Genomic DNA, 21,595 nt, shown 5'->3' on the forward strand with positions numbered 1-21,595 from the left:
GACTCCCTCCCTGCACGGGGCCGGCAGCCCCGGTCCCGTGCCTCCACGGCCCCAGGAGACGACATGACCGACATCCGGCAGACCAGCCAGGACGCCGACGAGGCGCAGCAGCCCCAGTACGACGCGGACCGTGACGCCCGGCCGACGGACGCCACCGCACAGTCCGACGACGGCGGCGCCGAGGTCACCTCGGAGCTCGACCCCCTCGAGGAGGAGGGCGAGGTGGCGGCCGACTACCTCGAGGAGCTGCTCGACACCGCAGACCTCGACGGTGACATCGACATCGAGATCCGCGACGGCCGCACCTACCTGTCCGTCGTCGCGGAGGGCGACGACGACAGCCTCTCCGCGCTCGTGGGCGAGGACGGAGAGGTCCTCGAGGCGCTCCAGGAACTCGTGCGGCTCTCCGTCCTCGCGGCGACCGACCGCCGCTCCAGGCTCGTGCTCGACATCGGCGGCTACCGGCGGCGTCGGGCGTCCGCGCTCCACGAGATGGCCCTCGCCGCCGTGCGCGAGGCCCAGAAGACCGGGGAGCGGGTGCACCTCGAGCCGCTGTCCGCCTACGAGCGCAAGATCGTGCACGACGTGGTCGCGGAGCACGGGCTCGTGAGCGAGTCCGAGGGCGACGGGGCGGCACGGCACATCGTCGTGTCCGCCGAGCAGTCCTGATGGCCGAGGAGCACCGACCCTCCCCCGCCGCGCAGGAGCCGCCCGCGGCGGACGCCGGTGAGCGTGCCGCCGCCGAGCGGCTGTTCGGGGAACGACAGGACCTCGCGGAGCGCTACGTCGCGCACCTGGCGTCGTCCGGGATCGTGCGCGGCCTCATCGGCCCCCGGGAGGTCCCGCGCCTGTGGAGCCGTCACGTGCTCAACTGCGCCGTGGTCGAGGAGCTGATCCCCCGGGACGCCAGGGTGGCCGACGTCGGATCCGGAGCAGGCCTGCCGGGACTGTGCCTGGCGCTGGCCCGTCCCGATCTGCGGATCACACTGATCGAGCCACTGGAGCGGCGCGTGCAGTGGCTCGACGAGGTCGTGTCCGACCTCGGTCTGGCCAACGTCCGCGTGCTGCGGTCCCGGGCCGAGCAGGCCAAGGACGAGGTCGGGGAGGTCGACGTCGTGACGGCGCGTGCGGTCTCCGCGCTCGTGGGCCTGCTGGACATCACCCTGCCGCTGCTGCGGGGCACGGGCGAGCTGCTCGCGCTCAAGGGCCGTTCCGCCGGGGACGAGATCGAGAAGGCCCAGAAGAAGCTGGCCCGCCACGGCGCGCGCTCCACCGAGATCGTCGTGGCCGGCGAGGACCTGCTCGCGGAGCCGACCACGGTGGTGCGGGTCCGGCTCTGAGCGGTGCAGCGGCCGGCCACGTGGGGCGGCGGTAGGCTGGAGCGCGTGTGCCGCGGCCGGTCCCCGGGTCGATCCGGGTCGCCGGTCCGGAACGCGGACCACGACGCCCTCCCCCGCGGGAGGTGCGGCCGGACGGAACCATTTCGAGACGAACCGGGAAGGTGCGCAGCCAGATGCCGATCGACAACGGCGCGGAAAGCCCGATGGGCTTCGGCGCGGAGTTTCCTCCTGATCCGGTAGATCAATTGATCAAGGTTGTTCCCGATCGCGGCACGCGTGTTTCACGTGAAACAGACGGACACCTGTCCAAGATGACGACAACGATGGCGGACGACACGCCGCTGGGGAGGACGCTCGTGGAAGAGACCAGGCGACGCGCCAGGCTGAAGAAGGTCCAGCTGGAGAAGCCCGCCGCGACGCGGGTGTTCACCATCAGCAACCAGAAGGGCGGCGTCGGCAAGACGAGCACATCGGTGAACCTCGCCGTCGCCCTCGCCCGGCAGGGCCAGAACGTCCTCGTGATCGACAACGATCCGCAGGGCAACGCCTCCACCGCGCTCGGGGTGGAGCACAGCTCGGAGGTCGACAGCACCTACGACGTCCTGATCGACGAGATGCCCGTCGCGGACGTGGTGAAGACCTCCGCCGAGGCGGAGAATCTCTGGGTCGTTCCCGCGACCATCGACCTCGCCGGTGCGGAGATCGAGCTGGTCTCCATGGTGGCGCGCGAGCACCGGCTCCGGCGCGCCCTGGAGACCTACGCCCGCAGGCGCGAGGAGGACGGACTCGAACGTCTGGACTACGTCTTCATCGACTGCCCGCCCAGCCTCGGACTGCTGACGCTCAACGCGTTCGTCGCAGCCACCGAGGTCCTGATCCCCATCCAGTGCGAGTACTACGCCCTCGAGGGCCTGAGCCAGCTGCTGAAGAACATCGAGATGATCCAGAAGCACCTCAATCCGGAGCTCAAGGTCTCCACGATCCTGCTGACCATGTACGACGGGCGCACCAACCTCGCGTCCCAGGTCGCCGAAGAGGTCCGCACCCACTTCCCCGACGAGGTCCTCGAGACGATGATCCCCCGCTCGGTGCGGATCTCGGAGGCACCGAGCTACCAGCAGAGCGTCATCAACTACGACCCCAGCTCGACCGGGGCGCTGTCCTACCTCGAGGCTGCCGCCGAGATCGCCCTGCGCTCCGGTCGCTGATCCTCCGCTCCCCCGGGCGCCCGTCTCCCCCGGAGGCGGGCGCCTTTCTGCTCCCGCCGCAGCCCGGTGGCTTCTCGCTGCCGTCGGCGGCCGGACCCCGACCGTCGACGCCTTGCGGTTCCGTCGGCCGCAGGCCTCCTGCGTACAACGCCCGCTCCCCGGGACGACGGCACCGCCCTCGGAGATCGGGCCCTTCTCGTTCTGACGAGGAAGCGGCCCATCGATGACGGTGGCACCCGCACGACGGAGGCTCTTCGAGCGGTGTCGTGTGTACGCGGGCGACTCCCCCGGACGGATTTTCGCCGGGGCCACGGTATCGGAGGCACTGGTCGCATGAGGACGGTGCCGTCCGAGGGCGGCGGCTCTCCCCGGACTCCGCCAGGCCTTCCCGGGATGTTTCACGTGGAACACTGCCTGTCGCAGCCTGCCGGGCGAGTGCCCGGACGTCGTACCGAGGTCGGTAATGTCCGCCAGATCGGCCGCGCACCATCGCCGTGCGGAAGATCGTCGGCGGATGCCCCTCGGCTAGAATTGACCGGATTGCCGCGCGAAGGAAAGGAACACCGTGAGCGAACGACGACGTGGTCTCGGCCGGGGACTGGGGGCACTGATTCCGAGTGCGCCGGCCGCCGCAGGACCGGCGAAGGACCAGTCGGCACCGTCCGCAGCTGCCGAAGCGGCGCCGTCCCCCGATTCGGCGAGGTCGGTGACGACGAGCAATGGTGCGGCCGCGCGTTCCGTTTCACGTGAAACATCTCGTGGTGAGCAGACCGGGGCCAAGACCGGTCCGGAGTCGACGCCCCGGTCCAGCGGTTCCGCCGACGAGTCCGCGCCGGAATTGTCCGGGGGGACTTTCCCGAAGACGGGCCGAAATGCAGCAGGAACAGCCGCCGAACCGGCCGATCGCGACCCCGAAAACATGCCTGGCAATGCTGAGGCCGCTCCCGCATCCTCCCGGTCCGGCGCGTCCGGTCCTGCACGTCGGACCGCGAGTCCTGCCGCGCGCCAGAAGGCCATGAAGGCCCGGATAAACATGGGTGAGGCTCTGCGCAACACCACGCTGGTCAGCCGGCCGTCCGACATGTTCTTCCTGCCGTCCGGCGCCCCGGACCCGGATCGGAGGACGGTCGCGCCGTCCGAGGCCGAGGAGACGTCCGCAGAACCGGAGGAGTCCGCGCCCGAGGCCTCGTCGGCGGCGGAAGCAGGCCATGTTTCACGTGAAACACGGGAGGGGTCCGGTTCGTCGGATGCTTCGGGGAACGAGGTGCCGACCCGATCACAGAAGGAACCGCGAGCACCCCGTGGCACCGGAGGCGACGCGGACGTTTCACGTGAAACGCCGCGTTCGTCGGGCACGTCGGGCAATGACCCGCACGAGGTGCCGACATCATCCGACCACGATTCGGCAGCCGCACCGGGGAAGGAGTCGGAGACCGATGTTTCACGTGGAACGACGGCGTCCGGTGGCGACCTGACCGCCGTGCCGGGCGCCACCTTCGCCGAACTCCCCGTGGTGGCGATCCACCCGAACCGCAAGCAGCCGCGACAGGTCTTCGACGAGGAGGAGCTCGCGGAGCTCGCCTACTCCATCGGTGAACTCGGCGTGCTGCAGCCCATCGTTGTCCGTCCCAGCAGGGAGGACGGGAACCCGTCCTACGAGCTGGTCATGGGGGAGCGGCGGTGGCGGGCGACCCAGCGCGCCGGCCTGGCCACCATTCCCGCGATCGTCCGGGAGACCGCCGACGACGACCTGCTCCGGGACGCGCTGCTGGAGAATCTGCACCGCAGCCAGCTGAACCCGCTCGAGGAGGCCGCGGCCTACCAGCAGCTGATGGAGGAGTTCGGCACCACGCAGGAGGAGCTGTCGCGCCGGATCGGCCGGTCGAGGCCGCAGATCAGCAACACCATCCGCCTACTGCGTCTTCCTCCGCTCGTCCAGCGGCGCGTGGCGGCCGGTGTGCTCTCGTCCGGGCATGCCCGAGCACTGCTCTCCCTGACGGAGCCGGCGGAGATGGAGCGGCTCGCGCAGCGCATCGTAGCCGAGGGTCTCTCCGTGCGGGCGACCGAGGAGGCCGTCGCGCTGGCCGATGGCACCGAGCGCAAGCCGCGGCGCGCGAAGACGCCGACAGGTCGCCACCAGGAACGGCTCGACTACATCGCCGACGCCTTCTCGGATCGCCTGGACACGAGCGTGAAGATCGCGCTCGGGTCGCGGAAGGGGAGGATGACGATCGAGTTCGCCTCCGTGGAGGACCTGAACCGGATCATCGACGTGCTCGACCCGGGCATGGAAGCCTCCTGAGCTGAGCCGAGCCGAGCACGACGGAGCCCCGGTGTTTCACGTGAAACACCGGGGCTCCGTGCTGGGCGGCGGCCGTCTCAGCGGCCGTTGAACTCCGCGACGTCGTCGAGCCGCATGGTTCCCGTGGGGACGTCGTCCTCAGCCAGCAGGAACATCCGCTGGAGCCCGAACACGATGGCCTCCGCGAGGTGGTCGCGGTGCTCGGGGTCGGCCAGGGCCGCCCGGTCCGCCGGTCCGGAGAGGTAGCCCAGGTCCAGCCAGACGGTGGGGACGTCGTGGGAGCGCAGCAGGTCCCACTGCCGGGCGTGGGTGCCCAGGTCCAGGGCGCCGGTGCGGGCCACCATCTCCTTGAGCACGAGTGCCGCGGCCCGCTCGCCGATGGGGGAGTACACCTCCGAGCCGTCCTGGCGGCCCCAGTAGTAGGAGGCGAGGCCCGATGCGGCGGGGGAGCTGTTGCCGTCGCAGTGCAGGGAGACGACGACGGAGTCGGCCCGTCCCTCGGTGGCGTCCCGCACGGAGGCCACACGGTGCACCGGCACCCCGCGACGGTCCCGCAGCTCGTGGTCCGGCGAGACGACGGCCGGGTCCGCGCCGATCTCCCGCAGCAGCTCGACGGCCCGCACGGCCACGTCGGTGGTGATCTCGTCCGCGCGCTCGACGAAATCCGAGGTGGCGGACGCCGGCGGCTGCTGGCCTGCGGCCCGGGAGGGCAGGAGCACCACGGAGCGGCCGCGCAGGGCGGAGGTGGCTCGCTCGAGGCGGTGGTAGTCGCGCAGCGAGAAGGCCTTCGAGGAGGTGATGCTCTTGTTGATCCGGGCGAGAGCCGCGATGGTCTCGCGGTCCACCACGCCCGTGGTCTCCACGCCCAGGCTCTGCTGGAGCTCCAGCACGGCGTGGTGGGTGCTCCGGGTGAAGACACCGTTGAGGTGTCCGTAGTAGAAGCCCAACCGCGAGAGGTTGTGCTGAAGCATGGCGACGTCGTCACCGCGCAGCGGACGGTCGTCGTCCACGTAGAGGGGACGATCACCCAGCGCGTACTGGGCCTCGTTGAGGCAGCGGTCCGTCTCGGGCCCGACCAGGCCGTCGACGATGAGCCCGCGCTCCTGCTGGAAGGCCCGCACGGCGGCGTCGACGTGGTCGTCGAAGTAGGAGGGGTTGTTCACGTCCTGGGGCGCCAGGTAGGCCACGGTGACGCCGGCGCGGAGCAGACGCTCCCGCAGGCCCACCACGCGTCGGTTGGTCATGGTCCGGCGCAGCATCGGTTCGGTGTCGTCGAGTTTCACAGGTGTCCCACGGGTCGTCGGGTGGTCGTCGGTGCCGCCAACGGCTCATCCGTCCCCTCCCGCGCAGGGGAGAGGACGGATGAGCGCGAGGTGGCGGGGATGGTCGGTGCGACCGGTCAGTTCCCGGGGGTCAGGTAGTCGGCGAACTCCTTCTCGAGGGCGCTCTTGGGCTTGGCGCCGATGGCCTTCTTGACGACCTCGCCGCCCGAGAAGAGGTAGATCGCGGGGATGGAGGTGATGCCGTACTGCGAGGCCACGGCGGGGTTCTCGTCGACGTTGAGCTTGACGACCTCGATCGCCTCGGCGTGCTCGGCGGCGATCGCGTCCAGGACGGGGCCGACCATGCGGCACGGGCCGCACCACTCGGCCCAGAAGTCGACGATGACGGGCTTGTCCGACTCCAGGACCTCGGTCTTGAAGTCGGCGTCGGTGACGTTCTTGGCGGCGCTCATGATTCTCCTTGTCCGGGCACCGGCACGCTCACGGCGTGCTCGGCGCTCTGGGTGGAACTCGTGCGAAGGGCGGAACTGGTTCGATTATGGCCCAGGGCGCTCGGGGCGGTCCGTCGAGCCCGGGGCCGGGGGCCGCTCAGCCGTGGAGCACCGAGCGGTCGTGCAGGGCGGCGAGGTAGTGCTCGGCGTCGACCGCGGCCATGCACCCGGAGCCGGCGGCGGTGATCGCCTGGCGGTAGGTCGCGTCCACGACGTCGCCGGCGGCGAAGACCCCGGCCAGGCTGGTGGTGGAGCTGCGCCCGTCCACCTGGATCGTGCCGTCCACGGTGAGCTCGAGCTGGTCCTTGACCAGGTCGGTGCGGGGGTCCGAGCCGATCGCCACGAACAGCCCGGTCACCGGCAGCTCGGACGTCTCCTGGGACTGGGTGTCCCGGACGGTGACGGAGCGGACCTTCTCCTCACCGTTGATCCCCACGACCTCCGCGTTCCACAGCACCTCGATCTTCGGGTCGTCGAAGGCCCGCTGCCGCATGATCTCGGAGGCGCGGAAGCTTCCGCGGCGGTGGATGATGGTGACCTTGGAGGCGAAGCGGGAGAGGAAGGTGGCCTCCTCGAGGGCGGAGTCGCCACCCCCGACGACGGCGATGTGCTGCTCCTTGAAGAAGAAGCCGTCGCAGGTGGCGCACCAGCTCACGCCGTGGCCGGAGAGGCGCTTCTCGTCCGGCAGGCCGAGCTCCCGGTACGCGGAGCCGGTCGCGATGACCACGGAGTGGGCGCGGTGCACCGAGCCGTCCTCGAGGGTCACGGTCTTGACCTCGCCCTCGAGCTGCAGCGCGGTGACGTCCTCGTAGCGGATGTCGGCGCCGAAGCGCTCCGCCTGCTGCTGCATGTTGGACATCAGCTCCGGGCCCTGGATGCCGTCGATGAAGCCGGGGTAGTTCTCGACCTCGGTGGTGTTCATGAGCTCGCCACCGGCGGTCACGGAGCCCGCGAACACGATGGGGCGGAGGTTGGCGCGCGCGGCGTAGATCGCGGCGGTGTACCCGGCCGGGCCGGAACCGACGACGATCATCTCGTGGACGGTCTCGTCCTCCGCGGTGGCCGTCGGCTCGCCGCTGCGCGGGGCGAGGTCCAGGGCGTTGATCACGGGACCGAAGTCGGGGCTCACTGTTCTGCTGACCTTCCGTACAGGGAGCGGCCGGACGGGTCCGGCCGCAGGGACCACTGGCACAACGGGGGGCGCGCGGCGGATATTCCGGTGCCGTGCGCCCCGGTCGCGGCCGGCGGGGGAGCGGGGAGCTCAGTCGAGCTGGATCTCCCCGACCCGCAGGCCGTAGTTGAACCCGGCGATGGGGTTGGTGAGCTGGGGCAGCTGGGTCCAGTTGACGATCACGTACTCGTGGCCCTCCTCCTGGGCCGCGGCCGCGAGCGGGACGGTGATCTCCGGTCCGGTGAAGGAGCCTGAGGCCACCTGCTGGGCGCCGTCCAGGCTCGGGGCGTCGTTGACGTAGACGTCGAACATGCCACCGGACCCGGCGGACTGGCTGAGACGCAGCGACTCCACCGGTGCGGCCTCCTCGAGCTCGACCGCGAGGCCCACGCTGGGCGTCTGGTTGCCGAAGTTCTGGTCGGAGAAGCCGTAGCTGATCCAGTAGGTGGAGGGGTTGCCGTCGACGACCTGGCCCAGCTGGGCATCCTGGTCCGCCATGAAGTTCGGGTCGCCCGGCACGAGACGGGTGACGCCGGCGGCCTGCGGCTCGGCGTCCGGGACTGCCGGTTCGGCGTTCGGCTGCGCCTGCGCCTGGCCCTCCTCCTCGGCGGCGGGGGCGCTCGCGGCCGGCTCCGGGGCGCCCAACCCGCTGAAGAGCCCGCCCAGACGGTCGAAGCTGAACACCACGGCCCCGATCAGCAGGGCCAGCAGCACCAGCACGAGCAGCAGGAGGCCCCCGCCGCCCCTCTGGGTGGCCGGATCGGCGTCCCGGCCGCGCGGTGCCGGGGCGGCGGCGGTCTCCGGCTCCCGGTAGGGCGTGTCCTGGCGTTCGTCCTCGTAGCTGTCGTAGCGGTTGTCGCCGTCGTAGCCGGGGTCGATGTCCGTCCCGGCGGTGCGGGCCGCCGCAGCGGCGGTGCCGCTCGCGGCCGCCCGGTCGAAGAGGGTCGAACGGGTCGAGGTGGCGCTGACCCGCATGGGCCGGCCGAGGCGCGTGCGCACGGAGGGCGCGGGCGCGGCGTCGTCGTAGGAGTCGTCGTCCTTCCACCGGGTGACCTTGGCCTCGGGGGCCGCGCCCCCGAGGTCGTCCGAGGGCTCGGTGGCGACCACGGGCGTCGGCATGGTGGGGTCCGGCTCGTCGTAGACGTACGAGCTGGAGCCGTTGCCGCGGGGGGCGCCGAAGATGTCGTCGCTGAGGGACTCGTCCTCGATCTCGTCCGGCTCCACGAGCAGGGAGTCCAGCATGTCGGCGGCCGGGGTGTGCGAGGTGACCAGGTAGGTGTGGGTCTCCGCCTGCCCGAGGTCGAGGATCTGGAAGGGGGCGCCGATGCTGCCGTTGGCCATCGAGCGGGCGTTCTCGACCAGCAGGGACGTGTGCTGCTCGGCGGGCAGCAGGATCGAGACGCGGCGGCCCAGGATCTGGTCCTGGCCCTCGAGCACGTGGTCGCCCTCTGCGGTGGCCAGCACGTCGGAGACCACCTGGTAGCGGCCGCCGAGGACGGAACCGAGCTTCATCGGTGCGGGCACGTTGGCTCCCTGGGGGTCGGGAATTCGCGGGGGTCGGGAATTCGCGGGTGGGGGCGGCCGGGTCTCACCGGCCACACAGCACTTTACCGGTCCCGGGGTCCGCAGCGGTCGCCCGGCGACCCGCTCAGCGGCCGAGCCGGGCGAGAAGGGGCCGCACGAAGCCGTCGAGCTCCTGGACCCGGCAGAGCCTCAGGGCGCCGAGGTAGGCCACGCCCATGGCGGTGCCGCCGACGGCGAGGGTCGCGAGCGCGGTCAGCTGGTTGGTCCAGGGGAAGCCCCGGGGGTCGTAGCCGTCGAGCAGGAACAGCACCACGGCGCCGACCGCGCCGGCGAGCAGGGACGCCGCCAGGATGCGGGCGTGGGAGTCCAGGATGCGGGCGAGGCCGTAGTCCCCGATCCGGCGGACCAGCACCAGGTGGTAGAGCAGCGTGCTGAGCACGTTCTGCGCCGCGTAGCACCCGGCGACCGCGAAGACGATGAGGTCCGACGGGAACAGGGAGGCGATCAGCAGCGCACAGGTGACGGTGAAGAGGGCCACGCCGATCTGCACGAGGAACGGCGTGCGGGCGTCCTCCTGGGCGTAGAAGGCCCGGCCGAGCATGAAGGAGCTCGACATGAAGGGCGCCCCGATCGCGATCACCACGACGACCTGGCCGACCACGGCCCCCGCGGAGGGGACGCCTCCGCTGAAGACCATGCCGAGCGGACCGGCGTAGACGATCAGCGCGACCGTGGCGAAGACCGTCGCCACGGCGGTGATCCGCAGGCTCGAGGACAGGGACGCGACCATGCCGTCCCGGTCCCCGTCGGCCGAGGCCGCCGCCATCCGGTTGAACAGGACCGTGGCGATGGACAGCCCGATCACCCCGTGCGGCAGGGAGTAGAGCATCGAGGCGTGGTTGAGGGCGGTCACGCCCGCGATCTGCTGGGGCGGGTCCAGCGCCAGGTAGTCCGCGCGGTCCCCCGTGGGGATGGCCGCCACCTTGGTCAGGGCCAGGAACGCCAGGTTGGCGATGATCCCGGTGGCCAGGGTCCAGCCGGCGAGCCGGGCCGCGGTGGAGAGCCCGATGCCGCGCCAGCCGAGTTTCGGGCGCAGGCGCAGCCCCAGCCGGCGCAGGGGCCAGAACAGCACGAGGGCCTGGGTCACCACCCCCGCCGTGGCCATGGCCGCCAGCCAGAACGTCTTGGCGGGGGACCAGTTCTCGAGGGTGTGCGGCGCCTCGGCGTACGCCCCGAACTGCTGGATGAACACGAGCAGGGCCGCGATGGCCACCACGTTGTTGACCACCGGGGCCCACATGTACCAGCCGAAGGCGCCGCGGGCGTTGAGCACCTGGCCCACCACGGTGTAGAGGCCGTAGAAGAAGATCTGGGGGAACGTGAACAGCGCGAACGTCACTCCCAGGGAGATCTGCGCGTCGGTCCAGCCCGTGCCCATGATCCGTACGATCGGCCCCGCGAGCAGCACCACGACCGCCGTGACGCCCAGCAGCGCGAGCACGGCGAGGGTCACCAGGCGGGAGATGTAGTCCGCCCCGCCGTCGTCGCTGGCCTTGGAGGCCTTGATGATCTGGGGGACGAGGACGGCGTTGAAGATGCCGCCGGCGACCAGCACGTAGATCAGGTTCGGCAGGGTGTTGGCGAGCTCGAAGACGTCCGCGACCGTGGTGATGGAGCCGACGGCCACCGTGATGAGGACGACCTTGGCGAAGCCCAGGGCGCGGGAGACGAGCGTGCCCGAGGCCATGATGGCGCTGGAGGCCGCTCCCGAGCGCCGCGCCGGGGCGGGGGCCGGGCCGTTCACCCCGCCGGGGCGCGTGGTCTCAGAGCTGGTGGATGATGTATTCACGGGCGATGTCGGCGATGCGCCGCTCGTTGGGGAAGGACAGCTTCCGGCCGAGGTCGTCGATGTCCACCCACGCGACGTCCACGGCCTCGTGGTCGGGGTCGTTGTCCGTGGTGAGGTGCCCGCCCGTGGCGCGCAGCAGGAAGTGGTGCACCGTCTTGTGCACGCGGTGCCCGGAGACCGTGAACCAGTAGTCGATGCTGCCCAGCGGGCTCAGCACCTCCCCGGCGATGCCGGTCTCCTCCTCGATCTCGCGGATCGCGGCTTGCTCGTTGGTCTCCTCGTTCTCGGGGTGCCCCTTGGGCAGGCACCACTCGAGCCGGCCGCCCCGGTTGATCCGGGCGATGATGGCCACCGGGTGGGAGGGCGTGCCGAGGTCGACGACGATCCCCCCGGCGGAGACTTCCTCGACCGTGGGCAGCGCGGCGGCCGGTGCGGTGGGCCGCTTCTTCGGTGCGCTGGGGACGGGGAAAGCCATGTCTTCTACCTTGCCACAATCCTGCGGGCTCATGCCCGAGCAGCGGGAGGGGTCGCGGACGGCTCCGCAGGGCCTGCGCGGCCCGGTCCGCGGCCCCGCGTCTGGAACAATGGGCGGCACCATGACGCAGCTCCCCGACACCGACGCGATCCATCCCGCCGCCCTCGACCTGGGGCGGCGGTTCGCCGACGCCGGTCACGAGCTCTCGCTCGTGGGCGGTCCCGTCCGCGACCTCTTCCTCGGCCGCCCGGCCCTGGACCTGGACTTCACGACCGACGCGACGCCCGACCAGACCCTCGCGGTGGTCAAGGGCTGGGCGGACGCGGTGTGGGAGATCGGCCGGGACTTCGGCACCATCGGGATGCGCCGTGGTGACGCCCAGCTCGAGGTGACCACCTACCGCGCCGAGGCCTACGACGCCGGTTCGCGCAAGCCGCAGGTGGCCTTCGGGGACTCCCTCGAGGACGACCTGTTCCGCCGCGACTTCACGATCAACGCGATGGCGCTGCGGCTGCCCGGCCTGGAGCTGGTGGACCCGCACGGCGGGATCAAGGACCTGCACGCGGGGGAGCTGCGCACCCCCGGCACCCCGGAGGACTCGTTCTCCGACGACCCCCTGCGCATGATGCGCGCCGCCCGCTTCGCGTCCCAGCTCGACGTCGAGGTCGCCCCGGAGGTGCGCGCCGCCATGACCGACATGGCGGGGCGGATCGCGATCATCTCGGCCGAGCGGGTCCGGGACGAGCTCGTCAAGCTGATCTGCGGCCGCCGGCCCCGGCAGGGCGTCGACATCCTCGTGAGCACGGGCATCGCCGCGATCGTGCTGCCCGAGGTGCCCGCCCTGCAGCTCGAGACGGACGAGCACCACCGGCACAAGGACGTCTACCAGCACTCCCTGACCGTGCTGGAGCAGGCGGCGGCCCGGGAGTCCGGCCCGGACGGCCCCGTGCCGGGGCCCGACTTCGCCCTGCGCTTCGCCGCCCTGATGCACGACGTCGGCAAGCCCGCGACCCGCCGCTTCGAGGACAGCGGCGCCGTGAGCTTCCGCCACCACGAGGTGGTGGGCGCCAAGCTCACCGCCAAGCGGATGCGGGCGCTGCGCTTCGACAACGACACGATCCGGACCGTGAGCCGGCTCGTGGAGCTGCACATGCGGTTCTACGGCTACGGGGACGCCGGGTGGACCGACTCCGCCGTGCGCCGCTACGTCCGGGACGCGGGGGAGTGCCTCGAGCGGCTGCACCGGCTCACGCGGGCGGACGTGACCTCCCGGAACAAGCGCAAGGTGGCCCGGCTGGCCGCCGCCTACGACGACCTGGAGCAGCGGATCGCCGAGCTCTCCGCCCGCGAGGAGCTCGACGCGGTGCGGCCCGAGCTGGACGGCCAGCAGATCATGGCCGTGCTCGGCGTCCCGCCGGGGCCCGTGGTCGGGCGGGCCTACAAGTTCCTGCTGGACCTGCGGCTGGACGAGGGCGAGCTGGGCGCAGAGGAGGCCGAGCGCCGGCTGCGGGCCTGGGCCGCGGACACCCAGTGAGCACCCGGGCGGGGCCCGGCCCGGAACTCCTCGGCGCCGCGCCGGAGCGGGGGCGGACCCCCGTCCTGCGGATCGGGCCGTGGGCGCTGGCCGGCTTCGCCCTCTACGCCGCCCTGCTGGCCTACCTCACCAAGCTCCCGTGCCGCCTGGCGTCCTGGGAGGCGCCGGACACGTTCCGGCACCTCTGCTACTCGGACCTGCCGACCCTGTATGCCTCGCGAGGCATGGCGGAGGGCCGGTTCCCGTACCTGGATCCCTCCGCGCTGCTGGAGTACCCGGTGCTGCAGACGGTCGTCGCGAGCGCCACCGGGGTTCTGGCCCACGCCCTCGACCCCCGTGCCACTCTCCATGCCGGTCAAGGCATCTATTTCGACCTCAACGCCGCGCTCCTCGCCGCCGTCTGGGTGGGCGTGGTGCTCGTGGTCGGCCGGATGGTGGCGCACCCGGGACACGCGGTCCTCGTGGCGCTGGCCCCGGCCGTGGTGGTCACCGGGCTCATCAACTGGGACCTGTGGCCCGTGCTGTGCACGGTGCTGGCCCTGCTCGCCTTCCGTCGGGACCGGTGGCTGCTCGGCGGGGTCCTGCTCGGGGTCGGCACCGCGTTCAAGCTCTTCCCGTTCCTGCTGCTCGGGGCGGTCGTCGTCCTCGCCCTCCGGCGCCGGGAGGCCGGACCCGCCCTGCGGGCGGCGGCCGGCACGGCGGGGGCCTGGCTGCTCGCCAACCTGCCCTTCGCGCTGCTGGACCCGGTGCAGTGGGGCTGGTTCTGGCAGTTCAGCCAGGACCGCGGCGCGGGCTTCTCCTCGGTGTGGCACTGGTGGAACGAGGTCGCGGTGCCGCGGCTGGGCATCCCGCTGCTGTCGGCCGAGGGGATCAACGCGCTGGCCCTCGCGGGCTTCGCCCTCGCGTGCCTGCTGGTCCTGGTCCTGGGCCTCGTGGCGCGGGAGGAGCCCCGGCTGGAGCAGCTGGCGTTCCTCGTGCTGGCGGCCTTCGTGCTGTCCAACAAGGTCTACTCCCCCCAGTTCGTGATCTGGCTGGTCCCCCTGGTCGTCCTGGCCCGGCCGCGCGTCGCGGAGTTCGTGGTCTGGCAGCTGGTCGAGGTCCTGCACTGGGTGGCGGTCTTCAACTGGCTGGGGCACCTGACGGGGGGCACGGACGGCCTGGCGCGCGCCGAGGACCTGTACCTGACCGCCGTGGCCCTGCACACGCTGGCGGTGGGCTACCTGGTGGTCCGCGTCACGGCGGACGTGCTGCGCGGACGGCGGGGGAGCGGATGAACCGGCTGCGCGGCCGCCTCGGCGGTGGCCACGGGCTCCAGCTCGCCGGCCTGGTCCTGTACACGGCCGTGGTGGCCCATCTGCTGCGGCTGCCCTGCCGCGTGCCCGGCGGGGCGGTGGCGGAGCAGGTCCCCGCACTGTGCGCCACCGAGGTGGGCCCGGCGGCCACGTCCGGGACGATGAGCGGGTTCTTCACGGGAGGTCCCGGCGGCGACCAGCCCGCGCTGGTCGGGATGATCAGCACGGTGGTCGGCTGGCTCGCCGCCCGGCTCTCCGCGCTGTTCGGCGCGGACCTGGACGGGGGCGGATTCGTGCGGCTGTCCGTCGTGCTGCTGGCCCTCGTCTGGCTGGCCACGGTGGTCGTGGTCTCCGGGCTGTCCGTCCGCGGCCGGGCCGACGCCGTCGTCCTGGCGCTCGCCCCGGTGACGGCCCTGGTCGGCTTCACCACGTGGGACCTGTGGGCGGTGCTGTTCATGGTGCTGGCGCTGCTGTGCCACGAGCGCGGCCGTCCCGGCCCGGCCGGGGTGCTCCTCGGCCTGGGGGCGTCCGTGGCGCTGTTCCCCCTGGTGGTCCTGCTCGCCGTGCTCCTCCTCGCCGTCCGGCACCGGCAGTTCCGGGACGCCGCGGTGGTCCTGGCCGGCACGGTGGTCGCGTGGCTGCTGGTCAACGGCCCGTTCGTCGTCGCGGCGTGGGAGCGGGAGCTCGACCGGTTCCGCGGGGCGGGCGAGCGCCCGGTGGAGGGGTCGTCCCTGTGGGGCGTCTGGGCCCGCGCGGGCACGGTCCCGGGTGCGGCCGAGGCCGGGCAGCACGTGCTCCTGGCCCTCCTGCTGGGCTGCGCCGCGGTGCTCGTGCTCACGATGCTCACCCGCCGGGAGCCCGACGTCGTCCAGATCGCGTTCCTCCTGCTGGCGGTGCTCGTGCTGCTCGGCCCGAGCTACTCCCCGGTCCACGCGCTGTGGCTCGCGCCGCTGGTGGTGCTCGGCCGGGGCCACTGGCTCGAGTTCGCCGCCTGGCAGCTCGTCGAGGTGCTCTGGTGGACCACGCTGGTGCTGCCGGAGCAGGCGTGGCCCGTCCTGCCATGGGCGGGCTCGGCCCGCTGGGACGCCCAGGACCTGCTCGCCGCCGTGCGGGTGCTGTTCCTGGTCTGGTTCGTGGTCGCGGTGGCCGTCGACGTCCTCCGCGGCCGCACGGCGATCCGGGCCGGAGCCTCCGGGCCGGAGTGAGCCGCCCGCCTCCTCCGCCGGGAGGGGGAGCCGGGGACGCACGACACGCACCCGGTCTCATCCTCCCGAGGGTGCCGGGCGGCACCCTCGCTCCCGTACGTTGGGGAGGAACGGACCCCACGAGTGCTCGGGAGGAGCGCCGGTGATCGAGATCGAGAACCTGACGAAGACCTACGGTGGCAAGGCGGCGGTGGACGACGTCAGCTTCACGGTCCGTCCGGGCAGGGTCACCGGGTTCCTGGGGCCCAACGGCGCCGGCAAGTCGACCACCATGCGCCTGCTCGTGGGCCTGGAGTCCGCCACGAGCGGGCACGCCCGCGTCAACGGCAAGCCGTACGCCCAGCACCGTGCCCCGCTCGCGGAGGTCGGCGTGCTGCTCGACGCGAAGGCGGTCCACCCCCGGCGCACCGCCCGGGCGCACCTCAGTGCGCTCGCCGCGACCCACGGCATCCCGCGCTCCCGCGTGCAGGAGGTCGTGGAGCTCACCGGGCTCGGCGGCGTGGCCGACAAGCGCGTGGGCGGGTTCTCCCTGGGCATGGGCCAGCGCCTCGGCATCGCCGCCGCGCTGATCGGCGACCCGCACACCGTGGTCCTCGACGAGCCCGTCAACGGTCTCGACCCCGAGGGCGTGGTGTGGGTGCGGCACCTGGCCAAGTACCTCGCCTCCGAGGGCCGCACGGTCTTCCTCTCCTCCCACCTGATGTCGGAGATGGCACAGACCGCCGACCACCTCGTGGTGATCGGCCGGGGCCGGATCCTCGCCGACGCGCCCATCCAGCAGGTCCTCGCCGGAGGGCGCACCCGCACCCGGGTGCGCACCACCGACCGGGAGGCCCTGCGCCGCGCCCTGCGCGCGGAGCAGGCCGAGATCACGGAGTTCGACGACGACGGGGTCCTGGTCACAGGACCCGAGCCGCGGCGCATCGCCGAGGCCGCGCTGTCCGCCGGGGTGCTGCTCTACGAGCTCACCCCGCAGACCGAGACCCTCGAGGACGTCTACATGGCCATGACGCAGGACGAGGTCGAGTACCGCTCCGGCGGCGCTCCCGTCCCGACCACCCGGGCGCCCTGGGCGGGCGCCGACGCACGAACCGGAGACCGAGCATGAGCACCAGCACCTCGACCGCGCCCCGCCCGGAGGCCGCCGACCCCCGCCCCGCCGGGCCCGCGCACCCCGCGTCGAACGCCCGGCTGGGCTTCGGCGGCGTCCTGCGCTCGGAGTGGATCAAGTTCCGCACGCTGCGCTCCCACTGGATCCTGCTGGCCGTCGCGCTGCTGCTCTCCCTCGGCTTCGCCGCGCTGGGCGCCTGGAGCACCACCTCCATGCAGGACTTCAACGAGCAGAGCGCCCAGGAGCAGGTCGACGCCACGCTGGACGGCCGCTCCCCGGAGGAGCTCGGGCTCACCGAGGAGGAGGTCCAGCAGCAGCGGGACGAGTTCGTGGCCCAGTCCGAGCAGCAGATGGCGGAGGGCTCGGGCCTGTCCCTGCCCGACGGCATGGGCTTCAGCGAGTACCTGGCGATGACCAGTGCCAACAGCGGCCTGCAGCTGGTCATGCTGCTCCTGGGCGCGCTCGCCGTGCTGTTCATCGGCTCCGAGTACGCCACCCGCTCCATCCAGACCACCATGACGGCGGTGCCGCGGCGCACCCCGGTGATGCTCGCCAAGGTGGTGGTGCTCTCCGTGGTCGCGTTCCTGTTCGGGGTCGTCAGCGCGTTCCTGTGCCACCTGCTGGTGCAGCCGGTCCTGGCCGGCGCGGACCTCGGCTACGACGTCGGGCAGGAGGCCGTGCTGCTCAACGTCCTCGCGGTGGGCGTCTTCTACATGATCACCGCGTGGCTGGGCTTCGGGCTCGGCGCCCTGCTGCGGTCGACCACCTGGGGGATCGTGGTCCTCGTCGTGCTGCTGCTGGTCCTGGAGATCGTCCTGTTCGCGCTGTCCTTCGAGTGGCTCGAGGACGTGCGGCCCTACTCACCGGCGTCGGCCGGGACCCAGCTCACCTCGATGTACCAGTCGTCGGACGCCGTCCTCGACCACGTCCAGTCCGGTCTGGTCTACGGCGCGTGGGGCGTGCTGTTCGTCCTCGCGGGAATCCTCGTCACCAGGAAACGCGCGCTGTAGGGCTCTTCCGGCTCCCGCCCGGGCGTCCCCTCTACGATGTGAGCTGGTGGGCCGGCGCACGGCCTGCCGGCTCCGGCGCCCGCGCGCCGGAGGAGCCGACGTCGGACGGGGGGCTGCGGTGGCGGTGCCACGGAAGCGGGAACTCGACGAGCTCCGCAGCGCCGAAGGCACCCCCGGGCTGCGCCGGGCGCTGCTGTTCTGGCTGACGGCGGTCGTGGTCCTGGTGACCGGGCTGAGCTCGGCGTTCAACTGGTTCTTCGTGGACCGGGCGCCCCAGGACCCCGTGCAGACCTGGCTCGGCGGGCTCGAGGCCGGGAGCTCGCGGCAGCTGCTGTCCCGGGCGGACGCCGTCGTCGCGGATCCCACCCTCAACATCTTCGCCAACCGGATCTACCGCAACGCGGCCGGGCGGATCAGCGGCCACGAGGTGCTGGACGTGGACGTCCAGGGCGACCGCGCCGCGGTCCGGGTGCGCGTGTGGTGGGACGACCCCGACAGCGGCGAGCGGGTCCGTCAGGAGGTCCACACCTACCGCGTGCACCAGGTGGAGCGCAGCGGCCCCTTCAACGACCAGTGGGAGCTGGACTCCCCGGACGCCGCGCCCCTGTCGATCCGGCTGCCGGCGCCCCTGGACGAGCTCTCCGTCAACGGGGAGAGCATCCGTCTCGACCCGGACGAGCGCGTGCCGGACCCTTCGGGACCGGGCGGCGCATGGCGCTTCGAGGCGCTGCCCGGGGACTACGCGATCGGGCTGCCGGGCAACTCCTACTACCGGGTGCCCGAGCCCCTGCCACCGGTCACGCTCGCGCTCCGCGACCCGCGACCGGTGACCGTGGACCTGGACATCGAGCCCTCGCCGCGGATGTGGCAGGAGACCGACGAGCGGATCGAGCAGTGGCTGCGCAACTGCATGGCGGCCGAGGAGCTGGCCCCGGAGGGATGTCCCGGGTCCCGGCGCCACACGCCGGAGGAGGACTCCCCGGACCTCGACGCGGGAATTCCCGACCCGGCCGCGGAGACGGACGCGGAGATCACCGACGTCCGCTGGCAGCTGGTCTCCCGGCCCGCCCTGGTGCTGGTCGGCTCACCGGAGGACCCCCTGCGCTGGGTCGCCGACCCGTACCGCCCGGCGGTGGCGCGGCTGAGCTACCTGGAGAACGGCAGACCGGTCGCGGAGCGCATCGAGTTCCCCGTCGTCGCCACCGTGCGCTCCACCGGGCAGGGCGCGGAGATCAGCGTGGGCCCGGAGTAGCCGCGACGGCGGCCGGTGACCCCGTCGTCGCCCCGGCTGTCCCCGTCGTGTCCCCGGGTGCCCGCGCCCGTCCCACGGCGCCCAGCACCCGGGCGGCCAGGGCCCAGTAGGCCACGCCGGCGACGAGGGAGGCGACCACGGCCAGGACCGGGCTCACCGGCACCAGGACGGGATAGACCAGCCAGTGCGTCAGGTAGATGTACAGGGACGCCGCGGCCAGCCGGCCCGTCAGGCGGCGCAGTCCCGCGGGAACGGGCAGGGCCGGCACCCACAGGAGCAGCAGGATCCCGGCGGCGAGCGTGACCTCCCGCAGCGCGCTGTCGAAGTAGCCCGGGACGCTCAGCAGCGCGAGGGCGGAGACCAGGCACCGCTGCAGGGTCGTCCGCGAGCGGGCGGCGGCCCAGCCCAGGGCGAAGATCCAGAACACCGGGGCCGGCTTGGGCAGGCCGGGGTCCACGAGGTCGTAGCGGCTGAGCAGTCCCACGGCCAGCAGCGCCAGGGGGAAGGCCAGGGGGAAGCGTCGTTCGGCGCGGTCGGCCCAGGGCAGCGCCATGAGGGCCGTGACGGCGACGAGGACGTAGACGAGCATCTCGACGAACCAGAAGTGCCACTGGCTCGTGAGCTCCTGCGGGCCCACGATGCCGTTGAGCAGCACCACGTTGGCGAGGGTGTAGTCGTCGGTGAGCAGGTACGCCACCGCGATGAAGGCCACGGAGGGCACCACGATGCGCCCCAGGCTGCGCAGCTGGCGCCGCAGGCGGGGGAGGCGCTCACCGCTGAGCTGGAACCGCGCGAAGTTGTAGCCGGCCACCGCGAAGAGCAGGTGGGCGGTCTGGAAGGTGAACAGCTCGACGTGCGTGCACACGATGCACACGATCGCGACCGCCCGCAGGACGATGCTGGTCTCCAGGAACGACACGAGACGCCGCCGCGTCCGGGCGGGCCGGGGCGCCAGGTCCCGGACGGGCGTGACGTGCCAGTCCGGCGGCAGGTGCCCGAGGGCCTGCTCGAGCCGGACCGAGGCCGCCACGTAGGACAGCGAGTCGCCGTCGAGGGAGACGAACGTGTCGTCGTCGCCCACGTCGGGGCGCTCCAGCACCTCCGCGAAGATCCGCTTGACGTCCTGCGGTCCCTCCGCCGCGTTCCCGCGGGCCGGGAGGGGAGCGGCCCGGGGCGCGGCGAGCGCGGCGACGGCCGGGTAGTCCACCTTGCCGGTGGCCAGCCGCGGCAGCTGCGCCACGGGGTGCACCTCGAGGGCGGTGCGGGGCAGCCCCACGTCCCGGGCGAGCACCTTGGCCAGCAGGTCCGGCTCCTGCGGGCCCTCGACGGCGACGACGAGGCCCTCGTCCGAGCCCGCGGCCGCCGCCGTCACGCCGAGGTCGGCGAGGACCCGCTCGACCTGCCCCAGGTCCACGCGCAGGCCCACGATCTTCACGAAGCGGCTGCGCCGGCCCACGACCTCGTACAGCCCGCCGGGGTGCCGGCGCGCGAGGTCGCCCGTGCGCAGCTCCTCGACCGAGCGCCCGGCGGCGAGGTCGGCCGGGTGCTCGGCGTAGCCCAGCATGACGTTCGGGCCGGTGTAGACCAGCTCGCCGTCGTCGAGGCCCTCGACCGGGTCGATGCGGAAGGTCCCGCCGGGCACGGGGACGCCGATGCACCCGGGGTGCTCGGCCGCCAGGTCGGGAGGCAGGTAGGCCATGCGGGCGGTGGCCTCCGTGGCCCCGTACATGACGAACAGGTCCCAGCCGCGGCGCTGGCCGAGCCGGGCCCAGTGGCGCACCTTCTCGGGGGCGAGCCGCCCGCCGGCCTGGGTGACGTAGCGCAGCCGGGGCAGGTCCATCTCGGCGAAGCCCACGCGCTCCAGCAGCTCGAAGGTGTAGGGCACGGCCGCGAAGGACGTCGCCCGGCGCTCGCGGAACAGCTCCCAGAAGCAGGGGTCCACCACCGACAGGTCCGTCAGCACCAGCCCCGCTCCGCGCAGCAGGTGGCTGTTGATCACCGACAGCCCGTAGCAGTAGGACATCGGTAGCGTCGTCGCGGCGCGGTCGTCGGGTCCGATGCCCAGGTACTGGGCGATCGCCTCGGCGTTGGCCGTGAGGTTCTCGTGCGAGAGCCGGACGAGCTTCGGGGAGCCGGTCGATCCGGAGGTGCTGAGCAGCAGCGCCAGGTCGGGGTGCAGCTCGTGGCGCGTGCCGGGGCGCCGTTCCTCCACGACGGGGGTGCCGTCGCCGGACCGGAGCACGACGTCGGGGTCGTAGGCGGCCACGAGGGAGTCCAGCACGCCCGGCTTGTCCGCCGGGACCAGCAGCACGGGGTGGCCCGCCGTGAGGGCCGCGAGATAGCCGACGAGGGAGTCGACGTCGTTGGCCGCCGCCAGGACCGCGAGCCGGCGCTGCGGGCCCAGGCGGGCGGCGACGTCGTCGACGCGCTCGGACAGTTCCCGGTAGCTCAGCACCCCGCGGTCGGTGAGGACGGCGGGGCGCTCCCCGTGGCGGGCGAGACCGGCGGCGAAGGACGAGCGGGCCAGGTGGGGTTGCGTGGTCACTGC

The 21,595-nt window shown here is 72.5% G+C and carries 16 protein-coding genes and 1 pseudogene; 10 read left to right on the plus strand and 7 right to left on the minus strand.

The features are described 5' to 3' along the window. Positions 1–63: 63 nt before the first annotated feature. The 4 genes from RE027_RS07635 (at position 64) to RE027_RS07650 (ending at position 4,850) form a co-directional block, all read left to right on the plus strand. Positions 64–669 (plus strand): Jag family protein, encoded by a 606-nt coding sequence (locus tag RE027_RS07635; protein ID WP_368807652.1) that lies wholly within the window; start codon positions 64–66, stop codon positions 667–669. Further along, a complete protein-coding gene (rsmG, locus tag RE027_RS07640; RefSeq protein ID WP_368807653.1) occupies positions 669–1,340 on the plus strand; it encodes a 16S rRNA (guanine(527)-N(7))-methyltransferase RsmG in 672 nt (223 codons plus the stop codon). The genes RE027_RS07635 and rsmG overlap by 1 nt, the downstream gene beginning before the upstream one ends. Before the next feature lie 323 nt (positions 1,341–1,663). Beyond that, positions 1,664–2,548 (plus strand): ParA family protein, encoded by an 885-nt coding sequence (locus RE027_RS07645; protein WP_368807654.1) that lies wholly within the window; start codon positions 1,664–1,666, stop codon positions 2,546–2,548. A gap of 1,033 nt (positions 2,549–3,581) precedes the next feature. Beyond that, a complete protein-coding gene (locus tag RE027_RS07650) occupies positions 3,582–4,850 on the plus strand; it encodes a ParB/RepB/Spo0J family partition protein (protein ID WP_438612423.1) in 1,269 nt (422 codons plus the stop codon). A gap of 77 nt (positions 4,851–4,927) precedes the next feature. Here the strand turns inward: RE027_RS07650 and RE027_RS07655 are convergent, their stop codons facing one another. From RE027_RS07655 to RE027_RS07680, 6 genes and pseudogenes are all read right to left on the minus strand, one after another. Beyond that, complete coding sequence (locus RE027_RS07655; protein ID WP_368807655.1) at positions 4,928–6,094, minus strand: peptidoglycan-binding protein; 1,167 nt, start codon at positions 6,092–6,094, stop codon at positions 4,928–4,930. Between the two features lie 155 nt (positions 6,095–6,249). Next, positions 6,250–6,591 (minus strand): annotated as a pseudogene (gene trxA / locus RE027_RS07660) (thioredoxin); the annotation flags it as partial. A gap of 130 nt (positions 6,592–6,721) precedes the next feature. Then, positions 6,722–7,753 (minus strand): thioredoxin-disulfide reductase, encoded by a 1,032-nt coding sequence (trxB, locus tag RE027_RS07665; protein ID WP_368807656.1) that lies wholly within the window; start codon positions 7,751–7,753, stop codon positions 6,722–6,724. A 132-nt stretch (positions 7,754–7,885) separates the two neighbouring features. Then, on the minus strand, positions 7,886–9,319 hold the full coding sequence (locus tag RE027_RS07670; protein WP_368807657.1) for a hypothetical protein: 1,434 nt from the start codon (positions 9,317–9,319) through the stop codon (positions 7,886–7,888). Positions 9,320–9,443: 124 nt separating this feature from the next. After that, positions 9,444–11,123 (minus strand): murein biosynthesis integral membrane protein MurJ, encoded by a 1,680-nt coding sequence (murJ, locus tag RE027_RS07675; RefSeq protein WP_438612424.1) that lies wholly within the window; start codon positions 11,121–11,123, stop codon positions 9,444–9,446. Between the two features lie 19 nt (positions 11,124–11,142). Further along, positions 11,143–11,643 carry an NUDIX hydrolase gene (locus tag RE027_RS07680; protein ID WP_368807659.1) on the minus strand — a complete coding sequence of 167 codons (501 nt, stop codon included), beginning with the start codon at positions 11,641–11,643 and terminating at the stop codon, positions 11,143–11,145. Between the two features lie 121 nt (positions 11,644–11,764). Here RE027_RS07680 and RE027_RS07685 point away from each other — a divergent pair, with 121 nt between their 5' ends. The 6 genes from RE027_RS07685 (at position 11,765) to RE027_RS07710 (ending at position 19,047) form a co-directional block, all read left to right on the plus strand. After that, the gene (locus RE027_RS07685; RefSeq protein ID WP_368807660.1) at positions 11,765–13,177 is read left to right on the plus strand and encodes a CCA tRNA nucleotidyltransferase; all 1,413 of its coding nucleotides are present in this window, start codon (positions 11,765–11,767) and stop codon (positions 13,175–13,177) included. After that, entirely contained in the window at positions 13,174–14,451 is a 1,278-nt protein-coding gene (locus tag RE027_RS07690; protein WP_368807661.1) for a glycosyltransferase family 87 protein, read from the plus strand. The genes RE027_RS07685 and RE027_RS07690 overlap by 4 nt, the downstream gene beginning before the upstream one ends. Further along, positions 14,448–15,674 carry a glycosyltransferase 87 family protein gene (locus tag RE027_RS07695; protein WP_368807662.1) on the plus strand — a complete coding sequence of 409 codons (1,227 nt, stop codon included), beginning with the start codon at positions 14,448–14,450 and terminating at the stop codon, positions 15,672–15,674. Before RE027_RS07690 ends, RE027_RS07695 begins: the two co-directional genes overlap by 4 nt. 142 nt (positions 15,675–15,816) lie before the next feature. After that, the gene (locus RE027_RS07700; RefSeq protein ID WP_368807663.1) at positions 15,817–16,782 is read left to right on the plus strand and encodes an ABC transporter ATP-binding protein; all 966 of its coding nucleotides are present in this window, start codon (positions 15,817–15,819) and stop codon (positions 16,780–16,782) included. Beyond that, on the plus strand, positions 16,779–17,795 hold the full coding sequence (locus RE027_RS07705) for an ABC transporter permease subunit (protein WP_368807664.1): 1,017 nt from the start codon (positions 16,779–16,781) through the stop codon (positions 17,793–17,795). Before RE027_RS07700 ends, RE027_RS07705 begins: the two co-directional genes overlap by 4 nt. Positions 17,796–17,913: 118 nt before the next feature. Beyond that, positions 17,914–19,047 (plus strand): hypothetical protein, encoded by a 1,134-nt coding sequence (locus tag RE027_RS07710; RefSeq protein ID WP_368807665.1) that lies wholly within the window; start codon positions 17,914–17,916, stop codon positions 19,045–19,047. Here the strand turns inward: RE027_RS07710 and RE027_RS07715 are convergent. Further along, positions 19,028–21,592, minus strand: a complete 2,565-nt coding sequence (locus RE027_RS07715; RefSeq protein ID WP_368807666.1) for an AMP-binding protein — start codon at positions 21,590–21,592, stop codon at positions 19,028–19,030. The genes RE027_RS07710 and RE027_RS07715 overlap by 20 nt on opposite strands. Positions 21,593–21,595 lie beyond the last annotated feature (3 nt).

The sequence above is a fragment of the Kocuria sabuli genome (genome assembly GCF_040981185.1).
In the GTDB taxonomy this organism is placed as follows: domain Bacteria; phylum Actinomycetota; class Actinomycetes; order Actinomycetales; family Micrococcaceae; genus Kocuria; species Kocuria sabuli.